The 26,021-nt window shown below is 66.0% G+C and carries 26 protein-coding genes; 15 read left to right on the top strand and 11 right to left on the bottom strand.

The window, feature by feature from the left end; all coding sequences use genetic code 11:
* Positions 1-65: 65 nt before the first annotated feature.
* The gene (locus CV_RS21245) at positions 66-545 is read right to left on the bottom strand and encodes a TlpA family protein disulfide reductase (RefSeq protein ID WP_043596886.1); all 480 of its coding nucleotides are present in this window, start codon (positions 543-545) and stop codon (positions 66-68) included.
* Between the two features lie 120 nt (positions 546-665).
* Here CV_RS21245 and CV_RS21240 point away from each other — a divergent pair, with 120 nt between their 5' ends.
* The 6 genes from CV_RS21240 (at position 666) to CV_RS21215 (ending at position 6,916) form a co-directional block, all read left to right on the top strand.
* Entirely contained in the window at positions 666-1,610 is a 945-nt protein-coding gene (locus CV_RS21240; protein ID WP_011137824.1) for a carbohydrate kinase family protein, read from the top strand.
* A 155-nt stretch (positions 1,611-1,765) separates the two neighbouring features.
* Positions 1,766-3,679, top strand: coding sequence for a poly-beta-1,6-N-acetyl-D-glucosamine N-deacetylase PgaB (gene pgaB / locus CV_RS21235; RefSeq protein WP_011137823.1), 1,914 nt, complete (start codon positions 1,766-1,768; stop codon positions 3,677-3,679).
* 72 nt (positions 3,680-3,751) lie between these two features.
* Complete coding sequence (gshA, locus tag CV_RS21230; RefSeq protein ID WP_011137822.1) at positions 3,752-5,038, top strand: glutamate--cysteine ligase; 1,287 nt, start codon at positions 3,752-3,754, stop codon at positions 5,036-5,038.
* 18 nt (positions 5,039-5,056) lie between these two features.
* Positions 5,057-6,001 carry a glutathione synthase gene (gshB, locus tag CV_RS21225; protein ID WP_011137821.1) on the top strand — a complete coding sequence of 315 codons (945 nt, stop codon included), beginning with the start codon at positions 5,057-5,059 and terminating at the stop codon, positions 5,999-6,001.
* Between the two features lie 76 nt (positions 6,002-6,077).
* A complete protein-coding gene (locus CV_RS21220) occupies positions 6,078-6,458 on the top strand; it encodes a diacylglycerol kinase (RefSeq protein WP_011137820.1) in 381 nt (126 codons plus the stop codon).
* An 83-nt stretch (positions 6,459-6,541) separates the two neighbouring features.
* Positions 6,542-6,916 carry a DUF1622 domain-containing protein gene (locus CV_RS21215; RefSeq protein ID WP_011137819.1) on the top strand — a complete coding sequence of 125 codons (375 nt, stop codon included), beginning with the start codon at positions 6,542-6,544 and terminating at the stop codon, positions 6,914-6,916.
* 9 nt (positions 6,917-6,925) lie between these two features.
* Here CV_RS21215 and CV_RS21210 read toward each other — a convergent pair whose 3' ends face one another.
* Positions 6,926-7,303 (bottom strand): hypothetical protein, encoded by a 378-nt coding sequence (locus CV_RS21210; RefSeq protein WP_011137818.1) that lies wholly within the window; start codon positions 7,301-7,303, stop codon positions 6,926-6,928.
* A 729-nt stretch (positions 7,304-8,032) separates the two neighbouring features.
* Between CV_RS21210 and CV_RS23730 the strand changes: the two genes are divergently transcribed.
* Positions 8,033-9,310 (top strand): hypothetical protein, encoded by a 1,278-nt coding sequence (locus CV_RS23730; protein WP_011137816.1) that lies wholly within the window; start codon positions 8,033-8,035, stop codon positions 9,308-9,310.
* A 97-nt stretch (positions 9,311-9,407) separates the two neighbouring features.
* Here CV_RS23730 and topA read toward each other — a convergent pair whose 3' ends face one another.
* From topA to CV_RS21185, 4 genes are all read right to left on the bottom strand, one after another.
* The gene (topA, locus tag CV_RS21200) at positions 9,408-11,717 is read right to left on the bottom strand and encodes a type I DNA topoisomerase (RefSeq protein ID WP_011137815.1); all 2,310 of its coding nucleotides are present in this window, start codon (positions 11,715-11,717) and stop codon (positions 9,408-9,410) included.
* A gap of 150 nt (positions 11,718-11,867) precedes the next feature.
* The gene (locus CV_RS21195) at positions 11,868-12,326 is read right to left on the bottom strand and encodes a DUF494 family protein (RefSeq protein WP_011137814.1); all 459 of its coding nucleotides are present in this window, start codon (positions 12,324-12,326) and stop codon (positions 11,868-11,870) included.
* A 29-nt stretch (positions 12,327-12,355) separates the two neighbouring features.
* Positions 12,356-13,435, bottom strand: coding sequence for a DNA-processing protein DprA (gene dprA, locus CV_RS21190; RefSeq protein WP_011137813.1), 1,080 nt, complete (start codon positions 13,433-13,435; stop codon positions 12,356-12,358).
* Positions 13,432-14,469: a LysM peptidoglycan-binding domain-containing protein gene (locus CV_RS21185; protein WP_011137812.1), complete on the bottom strand. Its 1,038-nt coding sequence runs from the start codon at positions 14,467-14,469 to the stop codon at positions 13,432-13,434. Before CV_RS21185 ends, dprA begins: the two co-directional genes overlap by 4 nt.
* Positions 14,470-14,595: 126 nt before the next feature.
* Here CV_RS21185 and def point away from each other — a divergent pair, with 126 nt between their 5' ends.
* The 8 genes from def to CV_RS21145 all read left to right on the top strand — a co-directional run bounded on the left by def (position 14,596) and on the right by CV_RS21145 (position 23,151).
* Positions 14,596-15,099, top strand: a complete 504-nt coding sequence (def, locus tag CV_RS21180) for a peptide deformylase (RefSeq protein ID WP_011137811.1) — start codon at positions 14,596-14,598, stop codon at positions 15,097-15,099.
* A gap of 74 nt (positions 15,100-15,173) precedes the next feature.
* Positions 15,174-16,097, top strand: coding sequence for a methionyl-tRNA formyltransferase (gene fmt / locus CV_RS21175; RefSeq protein WP_011137810.1), 924 nt, complete (start codon positions 15,174-15,176; stop codon positions 16,095-16,097).
* 42 nt (positions 16,098-16,139) lie between these two features.
* On the top strand, positions 16,140-16,994 hold the full coding sequence (htpX, locus tag CV_RS21170; protein WP_011137809.1) for a zinc metalloprotease HtpX: 855 nt from the start codon (positions 16,140-16,142) through the stop codon (positions 16,992-16,994).
* 66 nt (positions 16,995-17,060) lie between these two features.
* Positions 17,061-18,311 (top strand): 16S rRNA (cytosine(967)-C(5))-methyltransferase RsmB, encoded by a 1,251-nt coding sequence (gene rsmB / locus CV_RS21165; protein WP_011137808.1) that lies wholly within the window; start codon positions 17,061-17,063, stop codon positions 18,309-18,311.
* Between the two features lie 4 nt (positions 18,312-18,315).
* Positions 18,316-18,870: a DUF4390 domain-containing protein gene (locus tag CV_RS21160; RefSeq protein ID WP_011137807.1), complete on the top strand. Its 555-nt coding sequence runs from the start codon at positions 18,316-18,318 to the stop codon at positions 18,868-18,870.
* Positions 18,870-20,981: a sensor histidine kinase gene (locus CV_RS21155; protein WP_011137806.1), complete on the top strand. Its 2,112-nt coding sequence runs from the start codon at positions 18,870-18,872 to the stop codon at positions 20,979-20,981. The genes CV_RS21160 and CV_RS21155 overlap by 1 nt, the downstream gene beginning before the upstream one ends.
* Entirely contained in the window at positions 20,981-22,249 is a 1,269-nt protein-coding gene (locus CV_RS21150) for a sigma-54-dependent transcriptional regulator (RefSeq protein ID WP_011137805.1), read from the top strand. The genes CV_RS21155 and CV_RS21150 overlap by 1 nt, the downstream gene beginning before the upstream one ends.
* 140 nt (positions 22,250-22,389) lie before the next feature.
* Positions 22,390-23,151, top strand: a complete 762-nt coding sequence (locus tag CV_RS21145; RefSeq protein WP_011137804.1) for a HesA/MoeB/ThiF family protein — start codon at positions 22,390-22,392, stop codon at positions 23,149-23,151.
* Between the two features lie 119 nt (positions 23,152-23,270).
* On the opposite strand, the gene CV_RS21140 is transcribed toward CV_RS21145, so the two are convergent.
* The 5 genes from CV_RS21140 to CV_RS21120 all read right to left on the bottom strand — a co-directional run bounded on the left by CV_RS21140 (position 23,271) and on the right by CV_RS21120 (position 26,016).
* Positions 23,271-23,756 carry a TlpA family protein disulfide reductase gene (locus CV_RS21140; protein WP_011137803.1) on the bottom strand — a complete coding sequence of 162 codons (486 nt, stop codon included), beginning with the start codon at positions 23,754-23,756 and terminating at the stop codon, positions 23,271-23,273.
* A gap of 29 nt (positions 23,757-23,785) precedes the next feature.
* The gene (locus CV_RS21135) at positions 23,786-24,199 is read right to left on the bottom strand and encodes an acyl-CoA thioesterase (protein WP_011137802.1); all 414 of its coding nucleotides are present in this window, start codon (positions 24,197-24,199) and stop codon (positions 23,786-23,788) included.
* Positions 24,200-24,230: 31 nt separating this feature from the next.
* Positions 24,231-24,608, bottom strand: a complete 378-nt coding sequence (locus tag CV_RS21130; RefSeq protein WP_011137801.1) for a hypothetical protein — start codon at positions 24,606-24,608, stop codon at positions 24,231-24,233.
* 14 nt (positions 24,609-24,622) lie between these two features.
* Positions 24,623-25,459, bottom strand: coding sequence for an energy transducer TonB (locus CV_RS23970; protein WP_011137800.1), 837 nt, complete (start codon positions 25,457-25,459; stop codon positions 24,623-24,625).
* Between the two features lie 89 nt (positions 25,460-25,548).
* A complete protein-coding gene (locus CV_RS21120; protein WP_011137799.1) occupies positions 25,549-26,016 on the bottom strand; it encodes a Dps family protein in 468 nt (155 codons plus the stop codon).
* Positions 26,017-26,021 lie beyond the last annotated feature (5 nt).

Genomic DNA, 26,021 nt, shown 5'->3' with positions numbered 1-26,021 from the left:
GTGAGGGAGGGGGGAAGAGCCGGCCCCTCCCTTTTCGCGAGGGGGAAGGGCCGCGGGAGAAGCGATTACAGGTAGGGTTTGACCGCCGCTTCCAGCTTCTTCTCGTCCAGCTTGCCGGTCAGCGTCGCCGCCACCTTGCCCTGGCGGTCCAGCACCAGCGTGTAAGGCAGGCCGCCGGTCTTGTTGCCCAGGCCGCGCATCAGGTCCAGCGTGTCGTCATTGCCCAGCAGGATCGGATAGCCGATTTTCAGCTGCTTGACGAAGGGTTCCACCTGCTCCTTGCTGTCCAGCGCCACGCCGACCACTTCCACGCCCTTGGGCGAGAGCTTCTTGCGCAGGCCGTTGAGCATCGGCATCTCCTCCCGGCACGGGCCGCACCAGGTGGCCCAGAAATTCAGCACCGTCACCTTGCCCTTGTAGGCGGACACCGCCACCGGCTTGGCGTTGAGGTCGGCGAAGCGGCTCTGCTCCAGCGTCGGCGCGGCGTGGGCGGCCAGCGGCAGCGCGGCCAGCAGCAGGGAGGCGAACAGGCGTTTGGTGTTCATCGGCTTTTCCTGTGATGTCATTGGAATTGTCTTGGATTTCCGCAACTTGCGGCTATCCGGGGATGATCGAAAAATAAACTTTATGTTAAAATGTTCGATTGATTACTTAGCGGAGTGGGCATGTCTATCCTCGTCTGCGGGGCGCTCGCATACGATACCCTGTTCTCGTTCCATGGCCGATTCGACAGCCAGATCCTGCCGGATCAGCTGCACAAGATCTCGACCACCTTCCTCGCTCCGACGATGCGCCGCGAATTCGGCGGCATGGCCGGCAACATCGCCTACAGCCTGTGCCTGCTGGGCGAAAAGCCCATCGTGATGGGCGTGGTCGGCGAGGACTTCGAGCCTTACCGCCAGCACCTGAAACGGGTGGGCGTGGACGACCGCTTCATCCGCCTGATCCGCAAGCAGTATACCCCGCAATGCTTCGGCATTGCCGACAAGGACGGCAACCAGCTGATGGCCTTCCATCCGGGCGCGATGGATTTCGCCACCGAGAACCACGTGTCCGACATCCAGGACCCGATCGAGCTGGCCATCCTGTCGCCGGGCGGCTACACCGCCTTCATCCAGCACTCGCGCGAGCTGGCGGCCGCGGGCATCCCCTTCATTTTCGATCCGGGCCAGGAGCTGCCGCTGCTGTCCAGCGACGAGATCCACGAGATCGTCGAGCTGGCCAGCTACGTGGCGATCAACGACTACGAGAGCGAGCTGATGCGCGAGCGCGCCGGCCTGACCGTGGACGACCTGCGCAAGAAGGTGAAGGCGCTGATCGTCACCCGCGGCTCCAAGGGCGCCGAGATCTACGTCGACGACACCGTGCACCTGATTCCGCGCGTGCAGATGCCCATCAAGCCGGTGGACCCGATGGGCTGCGGCGACGCGTTCCGCGCCGGCCTGCTGTGGGGCATCAGCCGCGGCGTGGACTGGAAGGTCACCGGCCGGTTGGCCAATGTGATCGGCGCGATCAAGGTCACCACGCCGGGTTGCCAGAACCACTTCTTCGACTGGGACTCGCTGAAGGACATCTATTTCAAGGCCTATGGCGAGGAATGGCCGTTGTAATCGGCCACTCCGCATGCCTTCGAGGGCGCCGCGTTTCGCGGCGCCTTTTTGTTTGTCCGCCGCGTTATGATGAGGGTTCTGGGCGCCTGCCCACGATTTTCCCGGCCGCGGCGGTTTGCTGCCGGCAAGCGCGCAGGCCCTGCTAGGGGGATGTCATGGGACGGATCGCGCTGTGGCTGTTGCTGGGATGCCTGCTGGCGCCGCTGGCGGCGGCATCCAAGCTGCTGGTGCTGGCCTACCATCAGGTCGGAGACGGCGACGACTACGCCGTCAGCGCCGAGCAGCTGGACGGCCAGCTGGGCTGGCTGAGCCGCAACGGCTACCGCTTCGTCGGCGTCGACCAGATTCTGGCCGCCCGTTCCGGCGGCAAGCCGCTGCCGGCGCATCCGGTGCTGCTGACTTTCGATGACGGCCACCGCAGCGTCTACACCCGGGCGCTGCCGCTGTTGCGGCGCTACCGCGCGCCGGCGCTGGTCGGGCTGGTGGGCAGCTGGCTGGAGGCGTCGGCCGACGAGGCCATCGACTACGGCGATGGTCAGGCGCCGCGCGGCGACTTCCTGTCCTGGGACGAGATCCGCGCGCTGCGGCGCAGCGGCTGGGTGGAGGTGGCCAGCCACAGCTATGCGATGCACCATGGCGTCGTCGCCAATCCACAGGGCAACGCCTTGCCGGCCTATACCTCGCCGGCCTATGCCGCGGCAGGCGGCTACGAAAGCCGCGAACGCTATCTGCGGCGCGCCGCGGATGATCTGGCCCGCAACAGCGCGCTGCTGCGCGACAAGCTGGGCCGGGCGCCCAGGGTGATGATCTGGCCTTATGGCAGCCACAGCGGCGAGCTGGACCGCCTGGCCGCATCCGCCGGCATGCCGCTCACGCTGTCGCTGGAGGACGGCCTCAATCCGCCCGGCCAGCCGCTGTCCTCGCTGCGACGGGTGCTGGTGACCGCCGGCATGGGCGTGGACGGATTCGCCGCCGCCATCCGCCGCCGCGAGGCGTGGCCGGATGGCCGCCAGCCGGGGCCGAGGCGCATCATGCACGTCGATCTCGACTATGTGTACGATCCCGATCCGGCGACGCAGGAGGCCAATCTGGGCAAGCTGCTGGAGCGGGTGGCGCAGATGGGGCCGGACGCGGTTTATCTGCAGGCTTTCGCCGATCCCGGCGGCGACGGCGCGGTCCGCGCGCTGTATTTTCCCAACCGCCGCCTGCCGGTGCGCGCCGACCTGTTCAATCGGGCCGCCTGGCAGCTGAGAACCCGCTGCCGGGTCAAAGTGTACGCCTGGATGCCGCTGCTGGCCTTCGCCGGGCCGGCGTCGCTGCCGCGGGTGGCGGCGCTGGCCGCGCCGGGGCGGCGGGCGGCGGCGGGATATCCCCGGCTCAGCCCGTTCTCGCCGGAAGCGAAGGCGTTTATCGCGGATATTTACACCGATCTGGCCCGCAGCGCGCGTTTCGACGGCCTGCTGTTCCACGACGACGCCACGCTGTCCGACTACGAGGACGCAAGCCCCGCGGCCCGCGCCGCCTACCGCGCGGCCGGCCTGCCGGACGATGTGGCCGCGCTGCGCGCCGATCCGGCGCTGCAGGCGCGCTGGACCCGCTTCAAGACCGAAGCGCTGGACGCGTTCAGCGGCCAGTTGGCCGACATTGTCCGCGACTACCAGCCGGGGCTCTATACTTCCCGCAACCTGTACGCGCCGGTGGTGCTGCAGCCGGCGTCCCAGGCCTGGTTCGCCCAGTCGTTTCCCGAGGCGCTGCGCCGCTACGACGCGGTGGCGGTGATGGCGATGCCGTACATGGAAGGCGCGGCCGATCCGGCTGAGTGGATGCGGCGGCTTTTCGACCGGGCGGCGGCGGTGCCGGGGGCGCTGGACAAGACGGTGTTCGAGCTGCAGAGCCAGGATTGGCGCAGCGGCAAGCCGGTGGACTCGGCCGAGCTGGCATCCTCCATGCGCGCGCTGCGGCAGTGGGGCGCGCGGGCGCTGGCTTATTACCCGGACGATTTCTTCAACGACCGTCCGGAATTGAAGCGGGTGAGGCCCGACTTTCATCTGCCGCTCGACGCGCATTGAGCGCCGGCACTTGAATATGGCTGTCGCCACCCCCACCATTAGCGAATTCAACGTCCGTTCCAAGGGGATACCATGCCACCCGTTCCGCACCTGGCCACCGCTCTCACCGGTCCGCTTTACGAGCTGGAAAGCCGCATCCTGGCGGCCCAGCCGCAGATCGAGCACTGGTTCCGCAGCCAATGGCATGCCCACGCCACGCCGTTCTACGGCTCGGTGGACCTGCGCAACAGCGGCTTCAAGCTGGCGCCGGTGGACATGAACCTGTTTCCCGGCGGCCACAACAACCTGAACCCGGAATTCCTGCCGCTGGCGGTGCAGGCGGCGCAGAGCGCGGTGGACAAGGTATGCCCGGAGGCGCGCAGCATCCTGCTGATCCCGGAAAACCATACCCGCAACACTTTCTACCTGCAGAACGTCGCCACGCTGGTGCACATTTTCGAGCAGGCCGGCCTCAAGGTGCGCCTGGGCTCGCTGAGCCCCGAAATCACCGAGCCGACCGAGCTGGTGGCCGCCAACGGCGACAAGCTGACGCTGGAGCCGCTGGAGCGCCGCGGCAACCGGCTGGTGCTGGCCGACGGCTTCAATCCCTGCGTGGTGCTGCTGAACAACGACCTGTCCGGCGGCATTCCGGACCTGTTGAAAAACCTGGAGCAGACGCTGCTGCCGCCGCTGCACGCCGGCTGGGCGGTACGCCGCAAGACGCATCATTTCGAGGCCTACGACAAGGTCAGCACCGATTTCGCGCGGCTGATCTCGATCGACCCGTGGACCATCAATCCCTACTTCGCCAGCTGCGGGGGCCTGGACTTCCACGCCCGCACCGGCGAGGAGCAGCTGGCCGAAACCGTGTCGCAGATGCTGGACAAGATCCGCCGCAAGTACCGCGAGTACGGCATCGACAACGACCCCTTCGTCATCGTCAAGGCCGACGCCGGCACCTACGGCATGGGCGTGATGAGCGTGAAGAGCCCGGACGAGGTGATCGGCCTGAACCGCAAGGCGCGCAACAAGATGTCGGTGGTCAAGGAAGGCCTGGAAGTGTCGGAGGTGATCGTCCAGGAGGGCGTGTACACCTTCGAGACCGTCAACGAGGCGGTGGCCGAGCCGGTGGTCTACATGATGGACCGCTACGTGATCGGCGGCTTCTACCGGGTCCACACCGGCCGCGGCATCGACGAGAACCTGAACGCCCCGGGCATGCACTTCGTGCCGCTGTCGTTCGAGACGCCGTGCCTGCCGGACCGCAAGGGCCTGCCCGACTGCGCGCCCAACCGCTTCTACGCCTACGGCGTGATCTCGCGGCTGGCGCTGCTGGCGGCTTCGCTGGAGCTGGAAGCCACCGACCCGGACGCTGAATAACCCCGCTGGAGCACAGACATGCGCATCCTGTTCATTGCCGACCCGCTGGAACACTTCAAGATTTACAAGGACACCACCTTCGCGATGATGGAGGAGGCGCACCGCCGCGGCCACGCGATCAGCTTCGCCGAGGCCCACCAGCTGTCGGTCGAGGGCGGCCGCCTGCAGGTGGACGCCTGCGACCTCGCCGTCACCGACGAACGCCCTGACTGGTACAAGCTCGGCCCGAAGCTGCGCCAGCCCTTGACCGCGTTCAGCGCGGTGGTGATGCGCAAGGACCCGCCGTTCGACATGGAGTACCTGTACGCGTCGCAGCTGTTCACGCTGGCCGAGGCGCAGGGCGTCAAGGTGTTCACCAGCGGCCAGGCGCTGCGGGACTTCAACGAGAAGCTGGCCATCCTGCACTTCCCGGAACTGATCTCGCCGACGCTGATCAGCGGCGAGGCCCACCGGCTGCGCGCCTTCGTCAACCAGCACCAGGACGTGATCCTGAAGCCGCTGGACAGCATGGGCGGCGACAGCATCTTCCGCGTCAAGCCGGATGACCCCAACCTGTCGGTGATCATCGAAACCATCACCTGGCGCGGCAAGCGCACGGTGATGGCCCAGCGCTACATCCCGGAGATCCGCGACGGCGACAAGCGCATCCTGGTGATAGACGGCGTGCCGGTCGACCATTGCCTGGCGCGCATTCCGGCGGCGGGCGAGACGCGCGGCAATCTGGCGGCCGGCGGCCGCGGCGAGGCCAGGCCCCTGAGCGCGCGCGACCGCGAGATCGCCGAGACCGTGGGGCCGGAGTTGAAGAAGCGCGGCATCCTGCTGGCCGGACTGGACGTGATCGGCAACTACCTGACCGAGGTCAACGTCACCAGCCCGACCTGCTTCCGCGAAATCATGGACCAGACCGGGGTCAACGTCGCCGGCCTGTACATCGACGCGCTGGAGCGGCGCTGCCAGCACTGAGCGCTTGGCTGCGCGGCGCATGCGCGCTACCATGCCGGTCTTTTGAAAGCCGGTGCAGCCGGATTGTGGAGCGAGGATGGGAAAACAGCAGGAAAGCCCGTTCAAGGGCAAGACCGGCGTCACTCGGCTGGTCAACGCCTTCGGCTATTCTATCGACGGCCTGAAGGCGGCGCTGCGCCATGAGGACGCGTTCCGGCAGCTGAGCATCCTGGCCTTGCTCCTGATTCCGGCCGCCTTCCTCATCCACACCACGCCGCTGGCGCGCGCGCTGCTGGTGGCCAGCAGCCTGGCCACGCTGATCATCGAGCTGCTCAACTCCGCGATCGAGGCGGCGGTCGACCACACCTCGCTGGAGCGGCATCCGCTGGCCAAGCGCGCCAAGGACATGGGCAGCGCGGCCCAGCTCCTGGGCCTGATCAATCTGGCCACGGTGTGGGGCATCGTGCTGTTCGGCTGAGGGAACCGAACGCGGCTGTCCGGTTCTGACAAGCAGGCCCCGCTTAGCCGGGGCCTTTGTCTTGTCCGCAACAGGAGAGCGATATGTGGATTTCCCCGCAACAGGCTGGCGTAGAGGAGCAGGTGCAGAACCTGGTGTTGTGGCTGAAACTGGCGGTGGAGGCCTGCGGCGCGCTGGTGATCGCTTGCGGCGTGCTGCTGGTGGCGTGGCGCTGCCTGCGGCAGAGCCTGGCCGGGCAGAAGCGGGACTATAACCGGCTGCGGCTGACCTTCGCCCGTTTCCTCGCGCTGGCGCTGGAGCTGCAGCTGGCGGCCGACATCCTGTCCACCGCGGTGGCGCCCAGCTGGGACCAGATCGGCAAGCTAGGCGCCATCGCCGTGCTGCGCACCGCGCTCAACTATTTCCTGGCGCGCGAAATCCGCGAGACCGAGGCCGGCGGCCGGCCGGTCCGAGTCTGAGGCGCTCCCTCAGGGCTGCCGGCGGTACAGATAGCCGGGATAGACTCGTATGCAGCCCGGCTCCTCGGCCACCTCCCCCTGTTCGCCCAGGAACTGCCAGCGGGCGTCGCGCGCGTGCAAGGTGCGGTAAACCGGACTGCCGGCGCGATAAAACATCAGGTCTTGTCCGCGGAAGGCATCCAGCGGCATCAGCGGCCGCTGCGAGGCCGGCAGCAGCATCGCGGCGGCGCGCGGCGACATCTCGGCCAGCTGCTCGCGGTCGGCTGCCGACAGGCCGAGGAAGATGGCCAGGAAGGCCACCGGCAGCATCAGGTATTGCTGGTCGGCGAGGCTGAGCAGGGTGAGGACGAAGGCGCCGGTGAACAGGAAATGGCTGCTGACTTTCATGGTTTCTATCCATTGATGCGGACGTTGGCGGCTCCCGGGATCTGCGCAGGCGGCGTGTCGCGGCGGCGGGATAGATTGGGTCGAGGGAGGCGCGCCATAGACCGCGATTATAGCGCTGGATGGAGAGTGGTTTTCCATATAATCAACAACTTATCCATGATGCCGGCTTGCCGCCTGTAACGGCCGCGTTTGTCTGGGTGATGCCGATCCGCAACAGCTGCGGCGGCGGCCGGCTTTTCCTGAGCAGGGTGGCTCCCTCTGTCATCGACGCCATGGCGTGTGGACGCGCCGCATCCGGCGGCCATCGACAACATCAGGTCGCAACGGCCAGCTGATGCCTTTCTTCCGCGCCAACGATTGTCAATCCGTAGCATTCCGGCAATTACCAGCAGGGGCATCATATTGTGGCCGAATCTTTTCATTGCTCAAGATTATGAGTCGCATTAATGGTTTTCTGGTAATAGGTGCAGAATCAGGATTTATACGCCCTGTGCTTTCTGACAGGCGATCTGCTTAAAATAGCGCTAAGTTTCATCTGGCAAGATGCCGATAAATGGAGCAATTGCTATTTTCACATTTCATTTTGATTTAATGATCGGGAAATGGTGAGAGTCTTGATGTGCGCTCAGCCCAAATGGCGGCCTGACTGTGTGCATTACGCACGGAAATTAGATCATCTCGTTGCGGGGGCTGTTTCAGCTTTAGTCACTTTGGCGTGGAGTTTATGTCATGAACGATATCGTTAAAGAAGCGGTGAGTGCGCCTGGAATGCTTGATTCCGAGTCGGAGCTTTGGGGTAGCGTCATTCTAAGGCAGATGAAGGGAGATAGTGATGTTCAGGCAATGATTACGGTCCGTAAAAAAATGCCTGCAAGGACATCCAATCAACTTTTTTCAGATGTGTTCGCAGCAGTGTACATCGACACATATTGGACGAGTCAAGGTGCGAGCGCTGATATCTTGGCTACGAGTTTAGCTGCGGCGATGGGGATTAGTCAGGTGGATGCGCTGCAGTACGCCAGGGTATCGTTCAGGCAATGGCGCGGCATATTGTGCCGAAAATATCCAGGCGATGGGGGAGCCATTCCGTCTCCTAATTATTTTAATGCCTTGGATATTGTCACTTCTCAAGTATTGGTCTTAACACCGAGAGAGCTGATTGATCATTGGGACTCGACAGTTAATCCGCCCAAAGCAGGTGTCAATTATGCTTATGCCCGCTGTCAAAACCTAGGATTTGAAGGAGAGATTTCTGGTATCAAGGTGCGGATGTTCGCTGTGCCGGCTGGTTTTACTCAAACGGCTAGCTCCTGGGTTCAATGCCGTACGCGCGATGGCGATCAGGAAGAAGGAAACATTCTTGATAGAAATGGTCACCCAGCCAAGTTGACGACTGGTGAACGAGGAGCGTCGGAAGCTTTCGTTGCCGATCTGCCTCTAGGGCATGTCTGCCTGGTCGCCACGATAACCGATGCTGATTTCTTTACAAAAAATAATCCGCTGACAATTGAGCAGGGGAACTGGAACTTCGTGACTTGGCTTATCAATAACGGTGCTGCGGCTTGGCGCAATGTGAATACGGTGCCGAAACTCGGAGAAACATCGCTGGTTTTCCACAATCAGGACGGTACGCCGGAGCAGTTCAGTTTTGTTATGAGGTGCCGTCGCGTGCCGGAGGGCTCCAAGCTGCGGATGTATTCGGACGATCCTGATGCGGCATTTGACAGCGGCATGGTAACGGTTGTCAAAGACAGCCAGGAATTGCGGGTCTCCGTCATTGCGCCGCCACTCTACGCTGGCCAGCTGAAGCTGCATCTGGAAGGGCCGAACGGCAGAGGATTGCCGAGCAGCGCTTCGGTGGAGATTGGAATGCTCTGGTGCGTGCCGCATTCGAACAGCCATTATCTGCAGGCCGTCGATTTACTTGGGGAAGTCGGAGCGGTGCCAACCTTGCGCAGCGTGCATGTGCCTATGGGCTATTTCACCTTCTTGGGGGAAAACGAATAGGCGGGATATCTCTGCCTAGGCTTTGAATATGGCGAAAAAACAGCCCTGTCGGCAACGCCGGCAGGGCTGTTTGTTGATCGGTTCGGGAGCCCCGGGCTTACGCCTCTTCGGCGGGCGCGGCGTCCTTGCCTTCCGGCGGCGCGATCTGCTCGGCGTAGCCGCATTCCTTCTGCGGGCACACCTTCTCGGTGCCGCGGCGCTTGGTGGTCTTGATCGTCAGGATCGGCCAGTTGCACTGCGGGCACGGCTCGGCGATCGGCGGGTTCCAGGTCGCGTACTTGCACTTCGGATAGGTGTTGCAGCTGTAGAACAGCTTGCCGTAGCGGCTCTTGCGCTCGATCAGCTGGCCGGTCTTGCATTCCGGGCAGGTGACGCCGGTTTCGCGCGGCTTCTCCAAAGGCTCGATGTGCTTGCACTTCGGATAGTTGGCGCAGCCGATGAATTTGCCGTAGCGGCCTTTCTTGATGTGCAGCTCGCCGCCGCAGTCCGGGCAGGAACGGCCTTCGATCACCGTCGGCGCTTCCGCCTCCTCGGCCGCCTGCTCGGCGGTTTCGCCCATGTTGCGGGTGTAATCGCATTCCGGGTAGCCGGTGCAGGCGATGAAGCGGCCGCGCTTGCCGAACTTGATCGACAGCGGCTTGCCGCATTTCGGGCAGTCCTCGTCCAGGCTTTCGGTGGTGACTTCGGCGCGGGAGATGCTTTCCTTCTCGTCGATCTGCTTCTTGAAGCCCTTCCAGAAGGTGTCCATCACCGGCACCCATTGGCGGCCGCCGTTGGCGATCTCGTCCAGCTGGTTTTCCAGCTTGGCGGTGAAGTTGTAGTCGACGTACTGGGCGAAGTGCTCGGTCAGGAACTTGTTGACGATGTCGCCGGTATCGGTCGGCAGGAAGCGCTTCTTGTCCAGGATCACGTACTCGCGATCCTTCAGCGTCGAGATGATGCTGGCGTAGGTGGACGGACGGCCGATGCCGAATTCTTCCAGCGCCTTCACCAGGCTGGCTTCGGAGAAGCGCGGCGGCGGCTGGGTGAAGTGCTGCTCGCCGTACAGCTTGTCCACCGGCAGATCCTCGCCCTCGGTCAGCAGCGGCAGCTTGGCGTTGTCTTCGTCCTCGGCATCGTCGACATCCTCCTCGTACACGGCGAGGAAGCCGGCGAAGGTCTGCACCTGGCCGCTGGCGCGGAACACGCCCTCGCCGACCATGATGTCGACGCTGGTGGTGTCGAACTTGGCCGGCGCCATCTGGCAGGCCAGCGTCCGCTTCCAGATCATGTCGTACAGCTTGAACTGGTCGGTGGTCAGGAAGGGCTTGACCATCTCCGGCGTGCGCAGGATGGAGGTCGGGCGGATGGCTTCGTGCGCCTCCTGGGCGTTCTTGGCCTTGCTCTTGTAGACCGCCGGGTTCTTCGGCAGGTAGTCGGCGTCCCATTTCAGGCCGATGTAGCCGCGGATTTCCTCCACCGCTTCATTGGCCAGCGCCACCGAGTCGGTACGCATATAGGTGATCAGGCCGACGGTGCCCTGGCCGATGTCCATGCCCTCGTACAGCTGCTGCGCGGTGCGCATCGCGCGGTCGGTGGTCATGCCGAGCTTGCGCACGGCCTCCTGCTGCAGCGTGGAGGTGGTGAACGGCGCGGCCGGGCTGCGCGATTTCTTTTTCTTCTCGATGCTGCCCACGGTGGCCGGCAGGCCCTGCAGGCGGGCCAGCACCGACGCCTGTTCGGCCTCGTTCGGGATGTCGAACTGGTCCAGTTTCTTGCCGCCGAGCGTGGTCAGTTTGGCGCTGAACTTGGTGCGGCTCTTGTGGCTGTCCAGGTGGACCGACCAGTATTCCTGCTGCACGAAGGCCTTGATCTCGTTCTCGCGTTCGCAGATCAGGCGCAAGGCCGGGCTCTGCACGCGGCCGGCGGACAGGCCGCGGCGGATCTTCTTCCACAACAGCGGCGACAGGTTGAAGCCCACCAGGTAGTCCAGCGCGCGGCGCGCCTGCTGCGCGTCCACCAGGTCCTGCGCGATGTCGCGCGGGTTCTGGATCGCGTCCAGCACCGCGTTCTTGGTGATCTCGTGGAACACCACGCGCTGGGCGGTCTTGTCCTTCAGCAGCTTCTTGCTGTTGAGGATCTGCACCAGGTGCCAGGAAATGGCTTCGCCTTCGCGGTCCGGGTCAGTCGCCAGGTAAACGTGGTCGGCCTCGCGCACCGCGCTGACGATGGCGTCGACGTGCTTGCTGTTGCGCGCGATCAGCTGGTACTTCATCGCGAAGTCTTTTTCCGGATCGACGGCGCCGTTCTTCGGCACCAGGTCGCGCACGTGGCCGTAGGAGGCCAGGACCTCGAAGTCCGGGCCCAGGTATTTTTTCAGCGTCTTCGCCTTGGATGGCGACTCGACGATCAGGAGGCTGGTGGGCATGTTGTCTTTTCAATATTCGATGCCGGGGTCTCCGGCGAACACATCTTGTTATATCCGTCAAACAAAACAAGAGCGCAAGCGCGCTCTTGATCACGGAAAGCCGGTTTGCCGAACGGCGGCATGTTAAGCCGACGCGCAGGGCCTGACAAGCTATTGCATGGTCGGCTCGCCGTGCACCGCTTCCAGCAGCGCCTCGCCCAGCAGGATGGGCAGTTCCGCCTGTTGCGCCCACAACACCATCAGCACCAGCAGCTTGGCGGTGTCGATGTCCAGGTCCTCGGGGTCCAGCTCCAGCAGCCGGTCGATCACCATTTCGCGCTGGGCGGGACTGAGCGCGCCGTTGTCCTCGAGGAACTGGATCAGGCCGCGCACGTCCGGCGACAGGTATTCCAGCTCGCTGTCGGCGTAGATGCGCAGGCCGCTGCCCTCGTCGGCGCCCAGATAGGGCTCGACGCTGGCTTCGCCGACGCTGTCCAGCCAGTCCAGCGCCTCGCCGATGTCGTCGTCGTCGAAGCCGACGGCGTTCAGCTGGCGGGTCAGGGCGCTGCGGTCGCCGAAGGCGGCCGGGTCGCTGTATTGCTCGAATAGATAGGTGAGTACGTCAAACATCGGTATTTTTCGTGAAGAACGCCAGGCGTTCAGAGTTGTGCGAGCCGCTGGAAGCGGCCGCCCGGCAGGCTGGCCACGCGGCCGGCCAGTTCCAGTTCGAGCAGCATCGCGTAAACCTCCCCGGGAGTCAACCCGAGCGTCCCGGCCAGCGCGTCCGCCAGCACCGGCTCCCAACCCATGCTGTTCAACAGCGGCGGCGTTTCCGGCTCTTCTTGCCGGAGGGGCGGCGGTGGCGCAGCCGGCAGCCGGCCGATCTCGTCCAGCACGTCGTCGACGCTCTCCACCAGCCGCGCGCCATCCTTGATCAGCCGGTGGCAGCCGCGCGCCTGGGCGTTGTGGATGCTGCCCGGTATCGCCATCACGTCGCGGTTGTTCTCCATCGCCAGCCGCGCGCTGATCAGCGAGCCGGACGCGATGCCGGCCTCCACCACCAGGCAGCCGCGGGCTAGGCCGGCGATGATGCGGTTGCGGCGCGGGAAGTGGCCGGGCAGCGGGCCCATGCCCAGCGGGAACTCGGACAGGATCAGCCCGTGCTCGGCGACGCGGTGGGCGAGCTGGCGGTTGGACGCCGGGTAGACGCGGTCGATGCCGGTGCCGATCACCGCGACGGTGGAGGCCGGATGCGCGAGCGCGCCCTGGTGGGCGGCGGCGTCGATGCCGCTGGCCAGGCCGCTGACGATGGTGTAGCCGTGGGCGGCCAGCGCCGACGCGAAGTCCTCGGCGTTGCGCTTGCCCTGCTGGGTGGCAGCCCGGCTGCCGACCACGGCCAGCATGGTCCGCGCCAGCAGCTCGCGCCGGCCGCGCGCGAACAGCAGCGGCGGCGGCGACGCGGCTTCGGCCAGCTGCGCCGGGTAGTCGGCGTCGAGCAGCGTGATCAAGTGGCAGCCGTCGCCTTCGGCCCAGGCGAGCGCGGCCTGGGCCGATTCCGCCGCCGCGCCGGCCTGCAGCGCTTCGGCCGCCTCGCGGCCCACCAGCTTCTCGGTTTGGGCGGGACGGGCGGCGGCCGCGGCCTCGGCCGAGCCGAACGCGTCTATCAGCTTCAGGAAGCCGACCGGGCCGATGCCGGGGGTCAGCGCCAGCGTCAGCCAGGCTTGCGGGGCGCCGCTCATTCGTTCTCCGGCGTGGCGACGCTGTCGCCGACGTAGAGCGCGCCCCGGCTGTCCAGCACCAGCGCGTAGGACACCTTGTCGAATACGCGGTAGACGAACAGCGAGCCGGCCTGTTCGGTCGGCAACTGGGCCTCGCGCGTCTTGCCGGCGGCGTCGGCGACGGTGATGGTGTTACCTTTCTTGTAGATGCCGAACACCAGGCCCGGCTCGACGTTGTTGCGCGCGCCCAGGTTCAGCGCCACCGTCGAATACTGGGCGGCGCCGTCTATGCCCTGGTAGACGGCGATGATCTTGCCGCGCATCGCCTCGTCCGGCCGGCGCGGCACGTAGTTGACCAGCGTGGTTTTGGGCGCGCGCACCAGATGGTCGCCGACCAGCACCTCGCCGGCCACGCTGCGCACGCTGAGCGTCTGAATGTCCGGTCGAAGCTTGTCTACCGCCAGATCACCACCATATACGGCTTCGACCCCGAGCACTTCCTTGCTATCGGGGTCCACCAGCTGCTTGCCCAGCCGATAGGCCTGCCAGGAGCCCTTCTCGGTCACGCCGCTGGCGTAGACTCGGTCGCCCTGGGTGATGCTGATCCGCTCGTCCGGCCCGGCGACCAGCCGCGGTCCGGTGGCGAACTGGACGGGGTCGATGACCAGCGGCCGCGCGAGGAAGGGCTCGATGGCGTCGGCCGGGATGCTGGCGATCGCGCGGTCCTGCTCTTCGGGGCGGATGCGCGGCGACAGCTTGACCTCGCGCTGGACGTCGCCTGCCAGGCGCAGCCTGGGCCGGCCGTTGACGTAGTCGAGCACCAGCACGTTGCCCGGGTAGATCCAGTGCGGGTTGCGGACCTGGTCGCGGTTCATCCGCCACAGTTCCGGCCAGCGCCACGGGCTCTGCAGGTAGCGTCCGGCTATGCTCCACAGCGTGTCGCCGCGCGTCACCGTGTAGCGCGAAGGCGCGTCGGGCTTGACGGTCAGTTCGTCTGAAAAGGCGGGAAAGGCCAGCCCCATCAGCAGGGCTAGCGATATAATGCGTTTACGCATGCGAGGAATCCCAATTTTGATGCCGGCGCGCCAGGGGGCGATGCCGGAGAGGAACGAAGCTGCGTCGGACCGCTCTATTATCGACGCGGGCGCGGCAATACGACAACTTGGAGTGAGTGGATAGCAATGGCGCTGTTGAATATTTTGCATTACCCGGACGAAAGACTGCACACGGTGGCCAAGCCGGTGGAGGTTTTCGACGCCGCGTTGCAGCAGCAGATAGACGACATGTTCGAGACCATGTACGAGGCCAAGGGCATCGGCCTGGCGGCCACCCAGGTCGATTACCACCGCCGCCTGGTGGTGATGGACATCTCGGAGGAGCGCGACGAGCGCCGGGTGTTCATCAACCCGGAAATCGTCGAGAAGGACGGCGAGACCGTCTACGAGGAAGGCTGCCTGTCGGTGCCCGGCATCTACGACAAGGTGACCCGCGCCGAGCGCGTCAAGGTCAAGGCGCAGGACCGCGACGGCAAGCCGTTCGAGCTGGAGGCCGACGGCCTGCTGGCGATCTGCATCCAGCATGAGCTGGACCATCTGAACGGCGTGGTCTTTGTCGAGCGCCTGTCGCAGATGAAGCAGCAGCGGATCAAGACCAAGCTGAAAAAGCGCGAAAAGCAGAACATGTGATCATCCGGCCGCAGGGTCAGGATTGGGCGGCGCCGCGCGACGGCGCCGCTGTCTTTGTCGGGGACCGAACCAAGATGAAATTGATTTTTGCCGGCACGCCGGAATTCGCCGCCGCCGCGCTGCGCGAGCTGATCGCCGCCGGCCACGAGATCGCGCTGGTGCTGACCCAGCCGGACCGCCCGGCCGGCCGCGGCATGAAGCTGAAACCGAGCCCGGTGAAGGAAGTGGCGCTGGCCCACGGCCTGCGCGTCGAGCAGCCGGAGAAGCTGCGCGGCAATCAGGAAGCGCAGCAGATGCTGCGCGACATCCAGGCCGATGTCATGGTGGTGGCCGCCTACGGACTGATCCTGCCGCAGGACGTTCTGGACATTCCCGCGCGCGGCTGCCTGAACATCCACGCGTCCCTGCTGCCGCGCTGGCGCGGCGCGGCGCCGATCCAGCGCGCCATCCTGGCCGGCGATGACGAGACCGGCATCACCATCATGCAGATGGACGTCGGCCTCGACACCGGCGACATGCTGAGCATCCACCCGGTGGCGATCGCCGCCGACGAGACCGCCGCCACGCTGCACGACAAGCTGGCCGCCTGCGGCGCGCAAGCGATCGTCGAGACATTGGGCCGCCTGGACCGGATCGTTCCGCGGAAGCAGCCGGAAGACGGCGTCACCTACGCGCAGAAGCTGTCCAAGGCCGAAGCCGAGGTCGACTGGGCGCTGCCGGCCGAGCAGGTCGCGCGCGCGATCCGCGCCTACAACCCGGCGCCGGGCGCCTTCACCCAGCTTGGCGGCGAGCCGCTGAAGCTGTGGATGGCGAGCGCCGAGCCGGGCTCCGCCGAGCCGGGTGCGGTGGTGTCCGCCGACGCCGACGGCGTGCTGGTAGGCGCAGGGCAAGGGCTGGTGCGCGTGTCCGTATTGCAGGCCGCGGGCGGCAAGCGGCTCGCCGCCCGCGATTTCGTCGCCGGCAAGAGCCTGCCGGCGGGAACCCGTCTGGGCGTTTGACGCACTAAGTTTCAGGCAAACCCGCAGTTTCGAGAGGAGAGCATGAACGACAACTGGCTGAAGACCACGATGCTGATGGCCGCCATCATGGCGCTGTTCGTCCTGATAGGCGGCATGCTGGGCGGCAAGGGCGGCATGCTGCTGGCGCTGCTGTTCGGCGGCGGCATGAACTTGTTCGCCTGGTGGAATTCCGACCGCATGGTGCTGTCGATGTACAACGCGCAGGAAGTGGACGCCAACAGCGCGCCCGAATTCTACGGCATGGTGGCCGAGCTGGCGCAGCGCGCCGGCCTGCCGATGCCGCGCGTCTACGTGATCCACGAGGACCAGCCCAACGCCTTCGCCACCGGGCGCAACCCGGAAAACGCGGCGGTGGCGGCCACCAGCGGCATCATGCGCATGCTCGACTACCGCGAGCTGCGCGGCGTGATGGCCCACGAGCTGGCCCACGTCAAGCACCGCGACACCCTGATCTCCACTATCTCGGCGACGATGGCCGGCGCCATTTCCGCGCTGGCCAACTTCGCGATGTTCTTCGGCGGCCGCGACGAGAACGGCCAGCCGGTCGGCCTGCTGCCGCGGCTGGCGGTGGCTTTCCTCGCCCCGGTGGCGGCCAGCCTGATCCAGATGGCGATCTCGCGCGCGCGCGAGTTCGAGGCCGACCGCGGCGGGGCCGAGATTTGCGGCGATCCGCTGGCGCTGGCTTCCGCGCTGCAGAAAATCGAATATTATGCCCAGGGCATCTCGATGCCGTCCGCCGAGGCGCATCCGGAGACCGCGCAGATGATGATCATTAATCCCTTGTCCGGCGGCGGCGTGGGCGATCTGTTCCGCACCCATCCGCATACCGCCGATCGCATAGAGCGGCTGCAGGCGCTGGCGCGCGGCGTCTACTAGCGCAGGCCCTTGAACCGACCCGCGGCCAGTCCCCCGGACTGGCCTTGTTTTATCGAAAGACACACCATGTATCAAATCCAGCAACTGGCCGCCGAGATCCTGGCGCGCATCGAGGCCGGCACCACCCTCACCGACGCGCTGGCCGACGTCCAGCGGCAGGCCGGCAAGCTGACGCCGGCCGAGCGCGGCGCGCTGCAGGACCTGAGCTACGGCAGCCTGCGCCATCTGGGCGTATTGCGCCATTGCCTGCGCCAACTGGTGCCGCATCCGCTGCCGGAGCCGCAGGTGGAGCGCCTGCTGCTGATCGCGCTGTACCAGCTGCAGTACACCCGCGCCGCGCAGTACGCGGTGGTGCACGAGGCGGTGACGCTGGCCGGCATGATGGCGCGCGGCAAGTTCAAGGCGCTGGTCAACGGCGTGCTGCGCAACTTCCAGCGCCGCCGCGACGAACTGCTGGCCAATGCCGCCGCCGATGAAGTGGCGCAGGCCAACCATCCCGACTGGTGGGTGGCGCGGCTGAAAGAAGCCTACCCCGCCGAATGGCGCGCCATCCTGGAGGCCAGCAATGTCCATCCGCCGCTGACGCTGCGCGTCAATCGCCGCCGCATCTCGGTGGACGACTACCTGCGCCGGCTGGAGGAGGCGGGCCTGGCGGCCAAGGCGCTGGGCGGTGACGCGGTGCAGCTGGCGCGGCCGGTGGCGGTGCGCGACCTGCCCGGCTTTGCCGAAGGCCTGGCATCGGTGCAGGACGAGGGCGCGCAGCGCGCCGCGTACTGGCTGGACCTGAAGCCCGGCATGCGGGTGCTGGATGCCTGCGCCGCGCCGGGCGGCAAGACCGGCCACATGCTGGAGATGGCCGACGTCGAAGTCACCGCGCTGGACATCGACAACGCCCGTTTGGCCCGCGTCGGCGACAATCTGCGCCGCCTGGGCCTGTCCGCCCAGTTGATCGAGGCCGACGCGTCGAGGCCGGACGAATGGTGGGGCGGCCGCCCCTTCGACCGCATCCTGGCCGATGTGCCTTGCTCCGCCTCCGGCGTGGTGCGGCGCCATCCCGACATCAAGTGGCTGCGCCGGCCCGGCGATTTCGCGGCGCTGGGAGAGCAGCAGGCGGGGATGGCCGATGCGCTGTGGCCGCTGCTCGCCAGCAGGGGAAAAATGCTATACGCTACCTGCTCGATTTTTCCCGAAGAAAACCGCCTGCAGTTGGAAGGCTTCCTCAAGCGCCACCCGGATGCGTCGTGCCTGAAGGAGGAGCAACTGCTGCCTTGTGAGCGACATGACGGCTTCTATTACGCGCTGCTTGAGAAACATTAGCCTGTTGTTGGCTCTGCTTTGCTGCCTGCTGCCGCCGGCGCTGGCCGACACCATCGCGTCGCGCCGCGCCGAGGCGGAGGTGATGCCGGACGGCACGCTGTCCGTCAGCACCCGCTTCCTCACCAAGCTGACCCCCAGCCTCAGCGAGGCGCTGGAGCAGGGGGTGGTGCTGGGCTTCCGCCTGGAGTTCGAGCTGACCAAGCCGCGCACCACGTCTTATTACCTGTCGCTGCGGGAATGGTTTGATCCCCATGCCCAGCTTGCCTTCAAACTGTCCTATCAGCCGCTCACCGGCCGATATCGCGTCACCATCGGCAGCCTGTCCAACTACTATCCCACCTTGCGCGAAGCCTTGGCCGCCATCGGCGCGATCCAGGGCTGGCGCGTGCTCGGCGCCGGCACGCTGGATCCGAAGAAGCCCGGCCAGGTGGCCGGCCAGGTCCGGCTGCTGCTGGACATCGGCGAATTGCCCAAGCCGTTCCAGATGAACGCGCTGGGCTCGGACGACTGGTCGCTGGATTCCGGCTGGGTCAAGCTGGACGTCAAGGACGCCGGCTGATGCGCTACGCCACCATCGCGATGGCGACGGTCGGGGCCATCCTGCTGTATCTGCTGGCGGTGGCCACCGGCAACGCGTCCAAGCTCAACGATTACTACTGGTGGGTGTTCGGGCTGAACAGCCTGCTGCTGCTGGCCCTGCTGGGCGTGGTGGGCCGCCAGCTGCTGCGCTTGCGGCAGCGGGTGCGGAACCGCGTGTTCGGCGCCAAGCTGACGCAGAAGCTGGCGCTGATGTTCGCCGGCGTCGCGCTGGTGCCCGGCCTGCTGGTGTTCACCGTGTCCGCCCAGTTCCTGACCCGCAGCATCGAGAGCTGGTTCGACGTGCGTGTCGAGGCGGCGCTGGACCGCGGCCTGGTGCTGGGCCGCAGCGCGCTCAACTACGTGCTGGACGATGTCGGCCGCAAGGGGCGGATGGTGCAGGAGGAAGTGGAGCCGCTGTCGGACGGCGTGCTGCCGGTGCGGCTGGAGCGGCTGCGCGAGCAGCTGGGGCTGAAGGAAATCGCCGTTTTCAATCGCGGCAACGGCCAGTTGTTGGCCTTCGCCGGCGGCGATGCGCGCAAGCTGCCGCAATCGCCCGGCCATGAGGCGCTGCGCGCGGTCAAGCTGCGCACGCCGCAGCAGAGCATAGAAAACGACGGCAACAATGGCCTGGCCTTGAAAGTTTTGCTTGCCTACCGCGGGCCGGGCGAGCAAACCCGCGTGCTGCAATTGCTGCAGGCGGCGCCGGCCGACATCAGCCGCGACGCCGAGCAGATAGAAAGCGCGCGCTCCGAATACCGCCAGTTGCTGCTGGCGCGCCAGGGCCTGCGCACCTTCTACATGCTGACGCTGGCGCTGGCGGTGCTGCTGGCGCTGACGGCGGCGCTGGCCTTCGCGCTGTTCCTGTCCGAGCGGTTGTCCGCGCCGCTGTCCGAGCTGGCCGCCGGCACCCGCGCGGTGGCGCAGGGCGACTTCTCCAAGCGCCACCCGGTGTACCGGCGCGACGAATTGGGCATGCTGACCACGCTGTTCAACCGCATGACGCAGCAATTGGACGAGGCGCGGCAGGTGGCGGAAAAGAGCCGCGGCGAGCTGGAAGGCGGCAAGCTTTATCTGGAAAGCATACTGGCCAATCTGTCGGCCGGCGTCATTGCTTTTAGCGGCGACTGGCATATCCGGGCCGCCAATACCAGCGCTTCGCGCATTCTGGGCGTGGATTTCAGCCAGTTGGCCGAGCACCGCTTCCCGGAGTGGGGCGGCGTGATGCCGGCGGTGGCCAGCCTGGTGGAAACGGTGATGCAGCACGCGGACAGCGACGTGGAGAGCGACTGGCAGACCCAGCTCGGCTATGACACCGCCCAGGGCGAGCGCACGCTGCTGGTGCGCGGCGCGCGGCTGCCCGAGCATTCCAGCGACGGCTACGTGCTGGTGTTCAACGACATCACCGAGCTGGCCCGCGCCCAGCGCGACGCGGCCTGGGGCGAGGTGGCCAAGCGGCTGGCGCATGAGATCCGCAACCCGCTGACGCCCATCCAGCTGTCCGCCGAGCGGCTGGCGATGAAGCTGGCCGACAAGCTGGAAGGGCCGGATGCCGACATGCTCAAGCGCTCCACCGACACCATCATCAAGCAGGTGGGCGCGTTGAAAAGCATGGTGGAAGCTTTCCGCGACTATGCTCGCGCGCCCAAGATCAAACTGGTGAAACTTGATCTCAATCAGGTGATCCGGGAGGTCATGGCTCTTTACGAATCCAATCCTGCTGTTAAGATTGCGCTGGACGAAGTTCCGCTGATGATCATGGGGGATGCGGCTCTGCTGCGCCAGGTGCTGCATAACCTGATGCAAAACGCTCAGGATGCAGTCCTTGACGTTGGCATCCCGATGATTCAAATTAGCAGCCGACAAGAAGAAGGAAACGCGCTCGTTTGCGTCGAGGACAATGGCGCGGGCTTCGGCCCGGACATTCTCAGGCGCGCGTTCGAGCCGTACGTGACCAGTAAAGCCAAGGGAACCGGTCTAGGACTGGCCGTGGTCAAGAAGATTATGGAAGAACACCATGGACAGGTCATTTTGGGGAACGCCGAGCAGCAAGGCGCGCGTGTCCTTCTCTCCCTGCCATTGCTGGAGGCCTAATGCGTAGCAGCGATATTTTGATTGTGGACGACGAGATCGGCATCCGAGAACTGCTCTCCGAGATCCTGCAGGATGAAGGTTATACCGTGGCCCTGGCGGAAAACGCCGAAGTGGCCCGCCAATTGCGCAACCAGACCCGGCCGGCGCTGGTGCTGCTGGACATCTGGATGCCCGACTGCGACGGCGTCACCCTGCTGAAGGAATGGGCCAAGTCCGGCCTGCTCAACATGCCGGTGGTGATGATGTCCGGCCACGCCAGCATAGACACCGCGGTGGAGGCCACCCGCATCGGCGCCTTCGACTTCCTGGAAAAGCCGATCGCGCTGCAGAAGCTGCTCACCACCGTTCAGCGCGCGCTGAAATACGGCGACATGCAGGCCAACACTTCGCTGAACCTGGACAAGCTGGGCCGCAGCGAGCCCATCCAGGAGCTGAAGCGCCAGCTCGAGCGCGTGGCCAAGGTCAAGTCGCCGGTGCTGCTGACCGGCGAGTCTGGCTCCGGCTTCGAGCTGGTGGCGCGCTTCTTCCACCAGGGCAACACGCCGTGGGTGACGCCGGCCAAGCTGGAGCAACTGGCCGACGCGCCGCTTGAGCTGCTGCAGAAGGCCAACAACGGCGTGCTCTACCTGCCGGAGATCGGCCAGTACAGCCGCCGCGTGCAGCAGGGCCTGCTGTTCCTGCTGTCCAAGCTCGACCGCTTCAACGTGCGCCTGATCTGTTCCTGCAGCCGCCCGCTGCAGGAGCTGCTGGTGGACCCCGAATGCGACAACCGGCTGCTGACCGCGCTGTCCAGCGTGATCGTGCCGATTCCGCCGCTGCGCGAGCACGCCGAGGACATCACCTTCATCGCCGAGCAGATCCTGGTGGAGCTGGTGGAGTCCAAGCAGGTGCCGGCGCGCAAGCTGACCACCGCGGCGCTGAACGCGATGCGCCAGTACGACTGGCCGGGCAACCTGGAACAGCTGCGCAGCATCATCAAGAGCCTGGCGCTGACCGCCGAGTCCGACGAAGTGGACGCCGCCGAGGTCAACAAGGTGCTGGCCCAGTTCCGCCACGAGAAGCCGGTGGAGGAGTCGGGCTTCGATTTCAACATCCCGCTGCGCGAACTGCGCGAGCAGCTGGAGCGCCGCTATTTCGAGTACCACATCTCGCTGGAAAACGGCAATATGAGCCGGGTGGCGCAGAAGGTAGGCCTGGAGCGCACGCACTTGTACCGCAAACTGAAGCAGTTGGGCATCAAGTTCGCCCGCAAGGTGGCGGAAGAGTAAGACAAAACGCCTGATACGGCGTTGCGCCTCCTCGCCGTACTATTTGCGCAGGCGCGCCTCGTCTCAGGCGTTTTGCTCGACACAAATCGCTTATCGACGCCAGCCTTTCCGGCTGGCGTTTCGCATTCTGGAGCATGAGCATGGAAGACCGCGAACTGGACGACGAGGCGCTGCTGCGCTACAGCCGCCACATCCTGTTGCCGGAGATCGACATCGCCGGCCAGCGCCGGCTGCTGGCGGCGCGCGCGCTGATCGTCGGCGCCGGCGGCCTGGGCTCGCCGGCGGCGCTGTACCTGGCCAGCGCCGGCGTCGGCCGCATCACCATCGTCGACGACGACGCGGTGGAACTGTCCAATCTGCAGCGCCAGATCGCCCACGATACCGCCAGCCTGGGCCAGGGCAAGGCGGCATCCGCCGCGCGGCGCATGCTGGCCTTGAATCCCACCATAGAGGCCAGGCCGCTGGCCGAGCGGCTATCTGGCCAGAGATTGATGGACGAAGTTGCCGCCCACGACCTGGTGCTGGATTGCTCGGACAATTTCGCCACCCGCCACGCGGTCAACCGCGCCTGCGTGGCCGCCAGGGTGCCGCTGGTGTCCGGCGCGGCGGTGCGCTTCTCCGGCCAGCTGGCGGTGTTCGACAGCCGCGACGCGGCCTCGCCGTGCTACCACTGCCTGTTTCCGGACGAGGGCGAGGCCAGCGACGGCCCCTGCGCCACCTTCGGCGTGCTGTCGCCCTTGGTGGGCGCGATAGGCAGCCTGCAAGCGGTGGAGGCGGTCAAGCTGCTGGCCGGCGTCCCGCCGGCGCTGGGCAAGCTGACCCTGTACGACGCGCTGGACGGAAGCTTCAAGCAGATCCGCGTGCCGCGCGATCCTGCTTGCGCCGTATGCGGGGGCGCATGAACTTGCGATCTGGTCAGGGCCGTAGGGCGGAATCCCGGCTTTTAGCCGGGAGTTCCGCCGAGGTAGCTAGGTTAGGCGGGCGGCGGAACGCCCCAAGGGGGCTTCCGCCCTACCGGGGATTACAGATGCTGCTCGATCAGCTTGCGCACTTCGGCGAAGTTCATCACCCCGACGTAGCGCTTGATGATGTTGCCCTGCTTGTCGATCAGGAAGGTGGTGGGCGCCAGCTGGATGTCGCCGAAGGCCTTGGCCGTGGCGCCTTGCGGGTCCAGCGCGACGAAGAAGGGCAACTGGTTCTTGGCGACGAAATTCTGCACGTAGTTGGGCGGATCGTAGCTCATCGCCACCGCCAGCACGTTGAGTCCCTTGCCGCCGTATTCCTGGTGCAGCTTCTTGATCTCCGGCATTTCCTCGACGCAGCCGGGACAGCTGGTGGCCCAGAAGTTCACCAGCACCACCTTGCCTTTCAGCGCCGAGGTGCTGGTGACGGCGCCGGTCAGCGAGGTCAGTTTGACCTCGGGAGCCGGGCTGCCGGAGAACATCAGCTTGTAGGCGGCGCCGGCCGCGACCAGCAGCGCCAGCGCAATGATCAAACCCTTCTTCATCTCGATTTCCTGTCGTGTCTGCCGCCGGTTCAGACCGTAGAGGCGGTCATCTGTTCCAGCATGGCCTTCAATTGCCCTTCCAGCACCACCGCCTTGTTCTGCTTGGCGTCGAACACCACGAAGGTGACGTCGGCCTCGGCTACCACGGTGTCGGTGCCTTCCAGCAGCACGCGTTGGTGGATCACCGCGCTGCGGTTGCCGATGGACTTCATGCCGGTTTCGATCACCAGCTGCTCGCCCATCAGCGCCGGGCGGCGGTAGTCGATGTTGATGTTGACCACGGCCAGCGCCAGGCCGGATTGCAGGAACCAGTCCAGCCCGCCCTGTTCCTCGAACTGGCTCCAGCGCGCTTCTTCCAGGAATTCCAGGTAACGCGCGTTATTGACGTGGCCGAACAGGTCCAGGTGATAGCCGCGGACCTTGATGCGGGTGTGATGCGCCATGTGTTTTCCCCTCTGTTGTGTGGCGTGGCGGTTATTCGGCGCGGCCGTCCAGATCCAGCGGCGCGAAGGCCTCCCGTTCCAGCGGCTCTTCGACCAGGTCGGTCAGCACCGAGTGGATTTCCACCCTGAACCATTGCTGGAACAGGTTGGGACTGATGTTCTGCGGCCACAGGCTTTCGTCCTCGCACCAGTCGGCGAGCTCGGCCTCGAACAGCTGGCGGTAGCGCTGCTGGACGAAGCGGCGCGCGTCGTCGGCGTCTTCCGCCGGCGGGATCAGCAGCGCGTTGCAATCGGCGGACAACGCGTCCAGCGTCAGCTGCGGGTCGATGCCGCCGGGCAGGCTTTTCAGCCAGGCGAGGAAGGGGGCCTGCGGGCGCAGCAGCGCGATGCTGCGGTTGACTTCAAACATGATGGATCCTTGGTTCAATGGCTGGATAGGAGATTGTCCCGGGTGAAGACGAATTTCTGCTTGATGCGCATCGCCTGGGCGCGCGCCAGCGCCGGCGGGAACGGCGGGAACGGCGACGACAGCTCGACGATGCGCTGGGCGGCGTCGTCCAGCACCGGGCTGCCGGAACTGCGGGTGACCCGCTGCCCCTGCAGGCTGCCGTCGGCCGCTATCGTCACCTCCAGCGTCACCGCGCCATGCAGGCCTTGGCGCCGCGCCTCCTCCGGGTAATTCAGATTGCCGATGCGTTCCACCTTCAGCCGCCAGTCGGCCTGGTAGCGAGCCCACGGGTAGCCGCGCGCCGCCTCGCCGAGCGCGTTGCCGGCCTGGCCGCTTTCCTTGTCGCTGTCGGCCATGGCGCTGTCGCCGCCGCGCGACAGCGCGCCGACCTGGGCCAGCAGCGAGCCGGTGCTGACCTGGCCGCTGGGCGGCGGCGGCTGGACCTTGGCCGGGGCGGGCGTCGGTCGGGCGATGGGCGTGGCAGGCGTCGGCGTTTCCGCCGTCTCGGCCGCAGGCTTGGGCCTGGGCGGCTCGCGGCGGCTGAGCAGCTGTTCCGGCTCGGCGCTGTTGCCGGAGCCGGCGCGGTCGGCCTCGGCCAGCCGTTCCGTCCGCGGCGCGGCCGGCGCCGCTTGGCGGGCCAGGCGGATGCTGATCTGGCGCGCCGCGGGGGGATCCGGCCGGCGGTCGGGCGCGGCAGCGCCGCCGCCCAGGCTGAGGATCAGCAGGTGGGCCAGCAGCGACGCGGCCAGCGTCAGCCACAGCAGCGGGCCGCTGGACGCGGATGGGCGGGGACGGTACAAGTGGTCGGCCATCGCGGGTTCCGGATTTTGCCAGAGTGTAGCACGCGGCCATGCAAAAACGCCGCGCGGAGGCGGCGTTTCGGCGGCGGCGCGCGGCCGGCTTATTTTTCCAGCAGGCTGCGCAGCATCCAGGCGGTTTTCTCGTGCACTTGCAGGCGCTGGGTCAGCAGATCGGCGCTGGGCTCGTCGGAGGCGCGCTCCACCACGGCGAACACGCTGCGGGCGGTGCGGCAGACGGTTTCGTGGCCGTCCACCAGCTGGCGGATCATGTCCTCGGCCTTCGGCGGCGTGCCGGCGGCTTCCGGAATGGCGGTCAGCTTGGCGTAGTCGGCGTAGCTGCCCGGCGCGTAGTGGCCGAGCGCGCGGATGCGCTCGGCGACGGCGTCCACCGCCAGCGCCAGTTCGTTGTACTGGGTCTCGAACATCAGGTGCAGGGTGTTGAACATCGGCCCGGTGACGTTCCAGTGGAAGTTGTGCGTCTTCAGGTACAGGGTGTAGCTGTCTGCCAGCAGGCGGGACAGGCCGTGGGCGATTTCCTGGCGATCTTGTTCGTTGATGCCGATATCCATGACGA

Source organism: Chromobacterium violaceum ATCC 12472 (assembly GCF_000007705.1).
Taxonomy (GTDB): domain Bacteria; phylum Pseudomonadota; class Gammaproteobacteria; order Burkholderiales; family Chromobacteriaceae; genus Chromobacterium; species Chromobacterium violaceum.
Note: the sequence above shows the minus strand (reverse complement) of the source record. Positions and strands in the feature narration are given on the sequence as shown.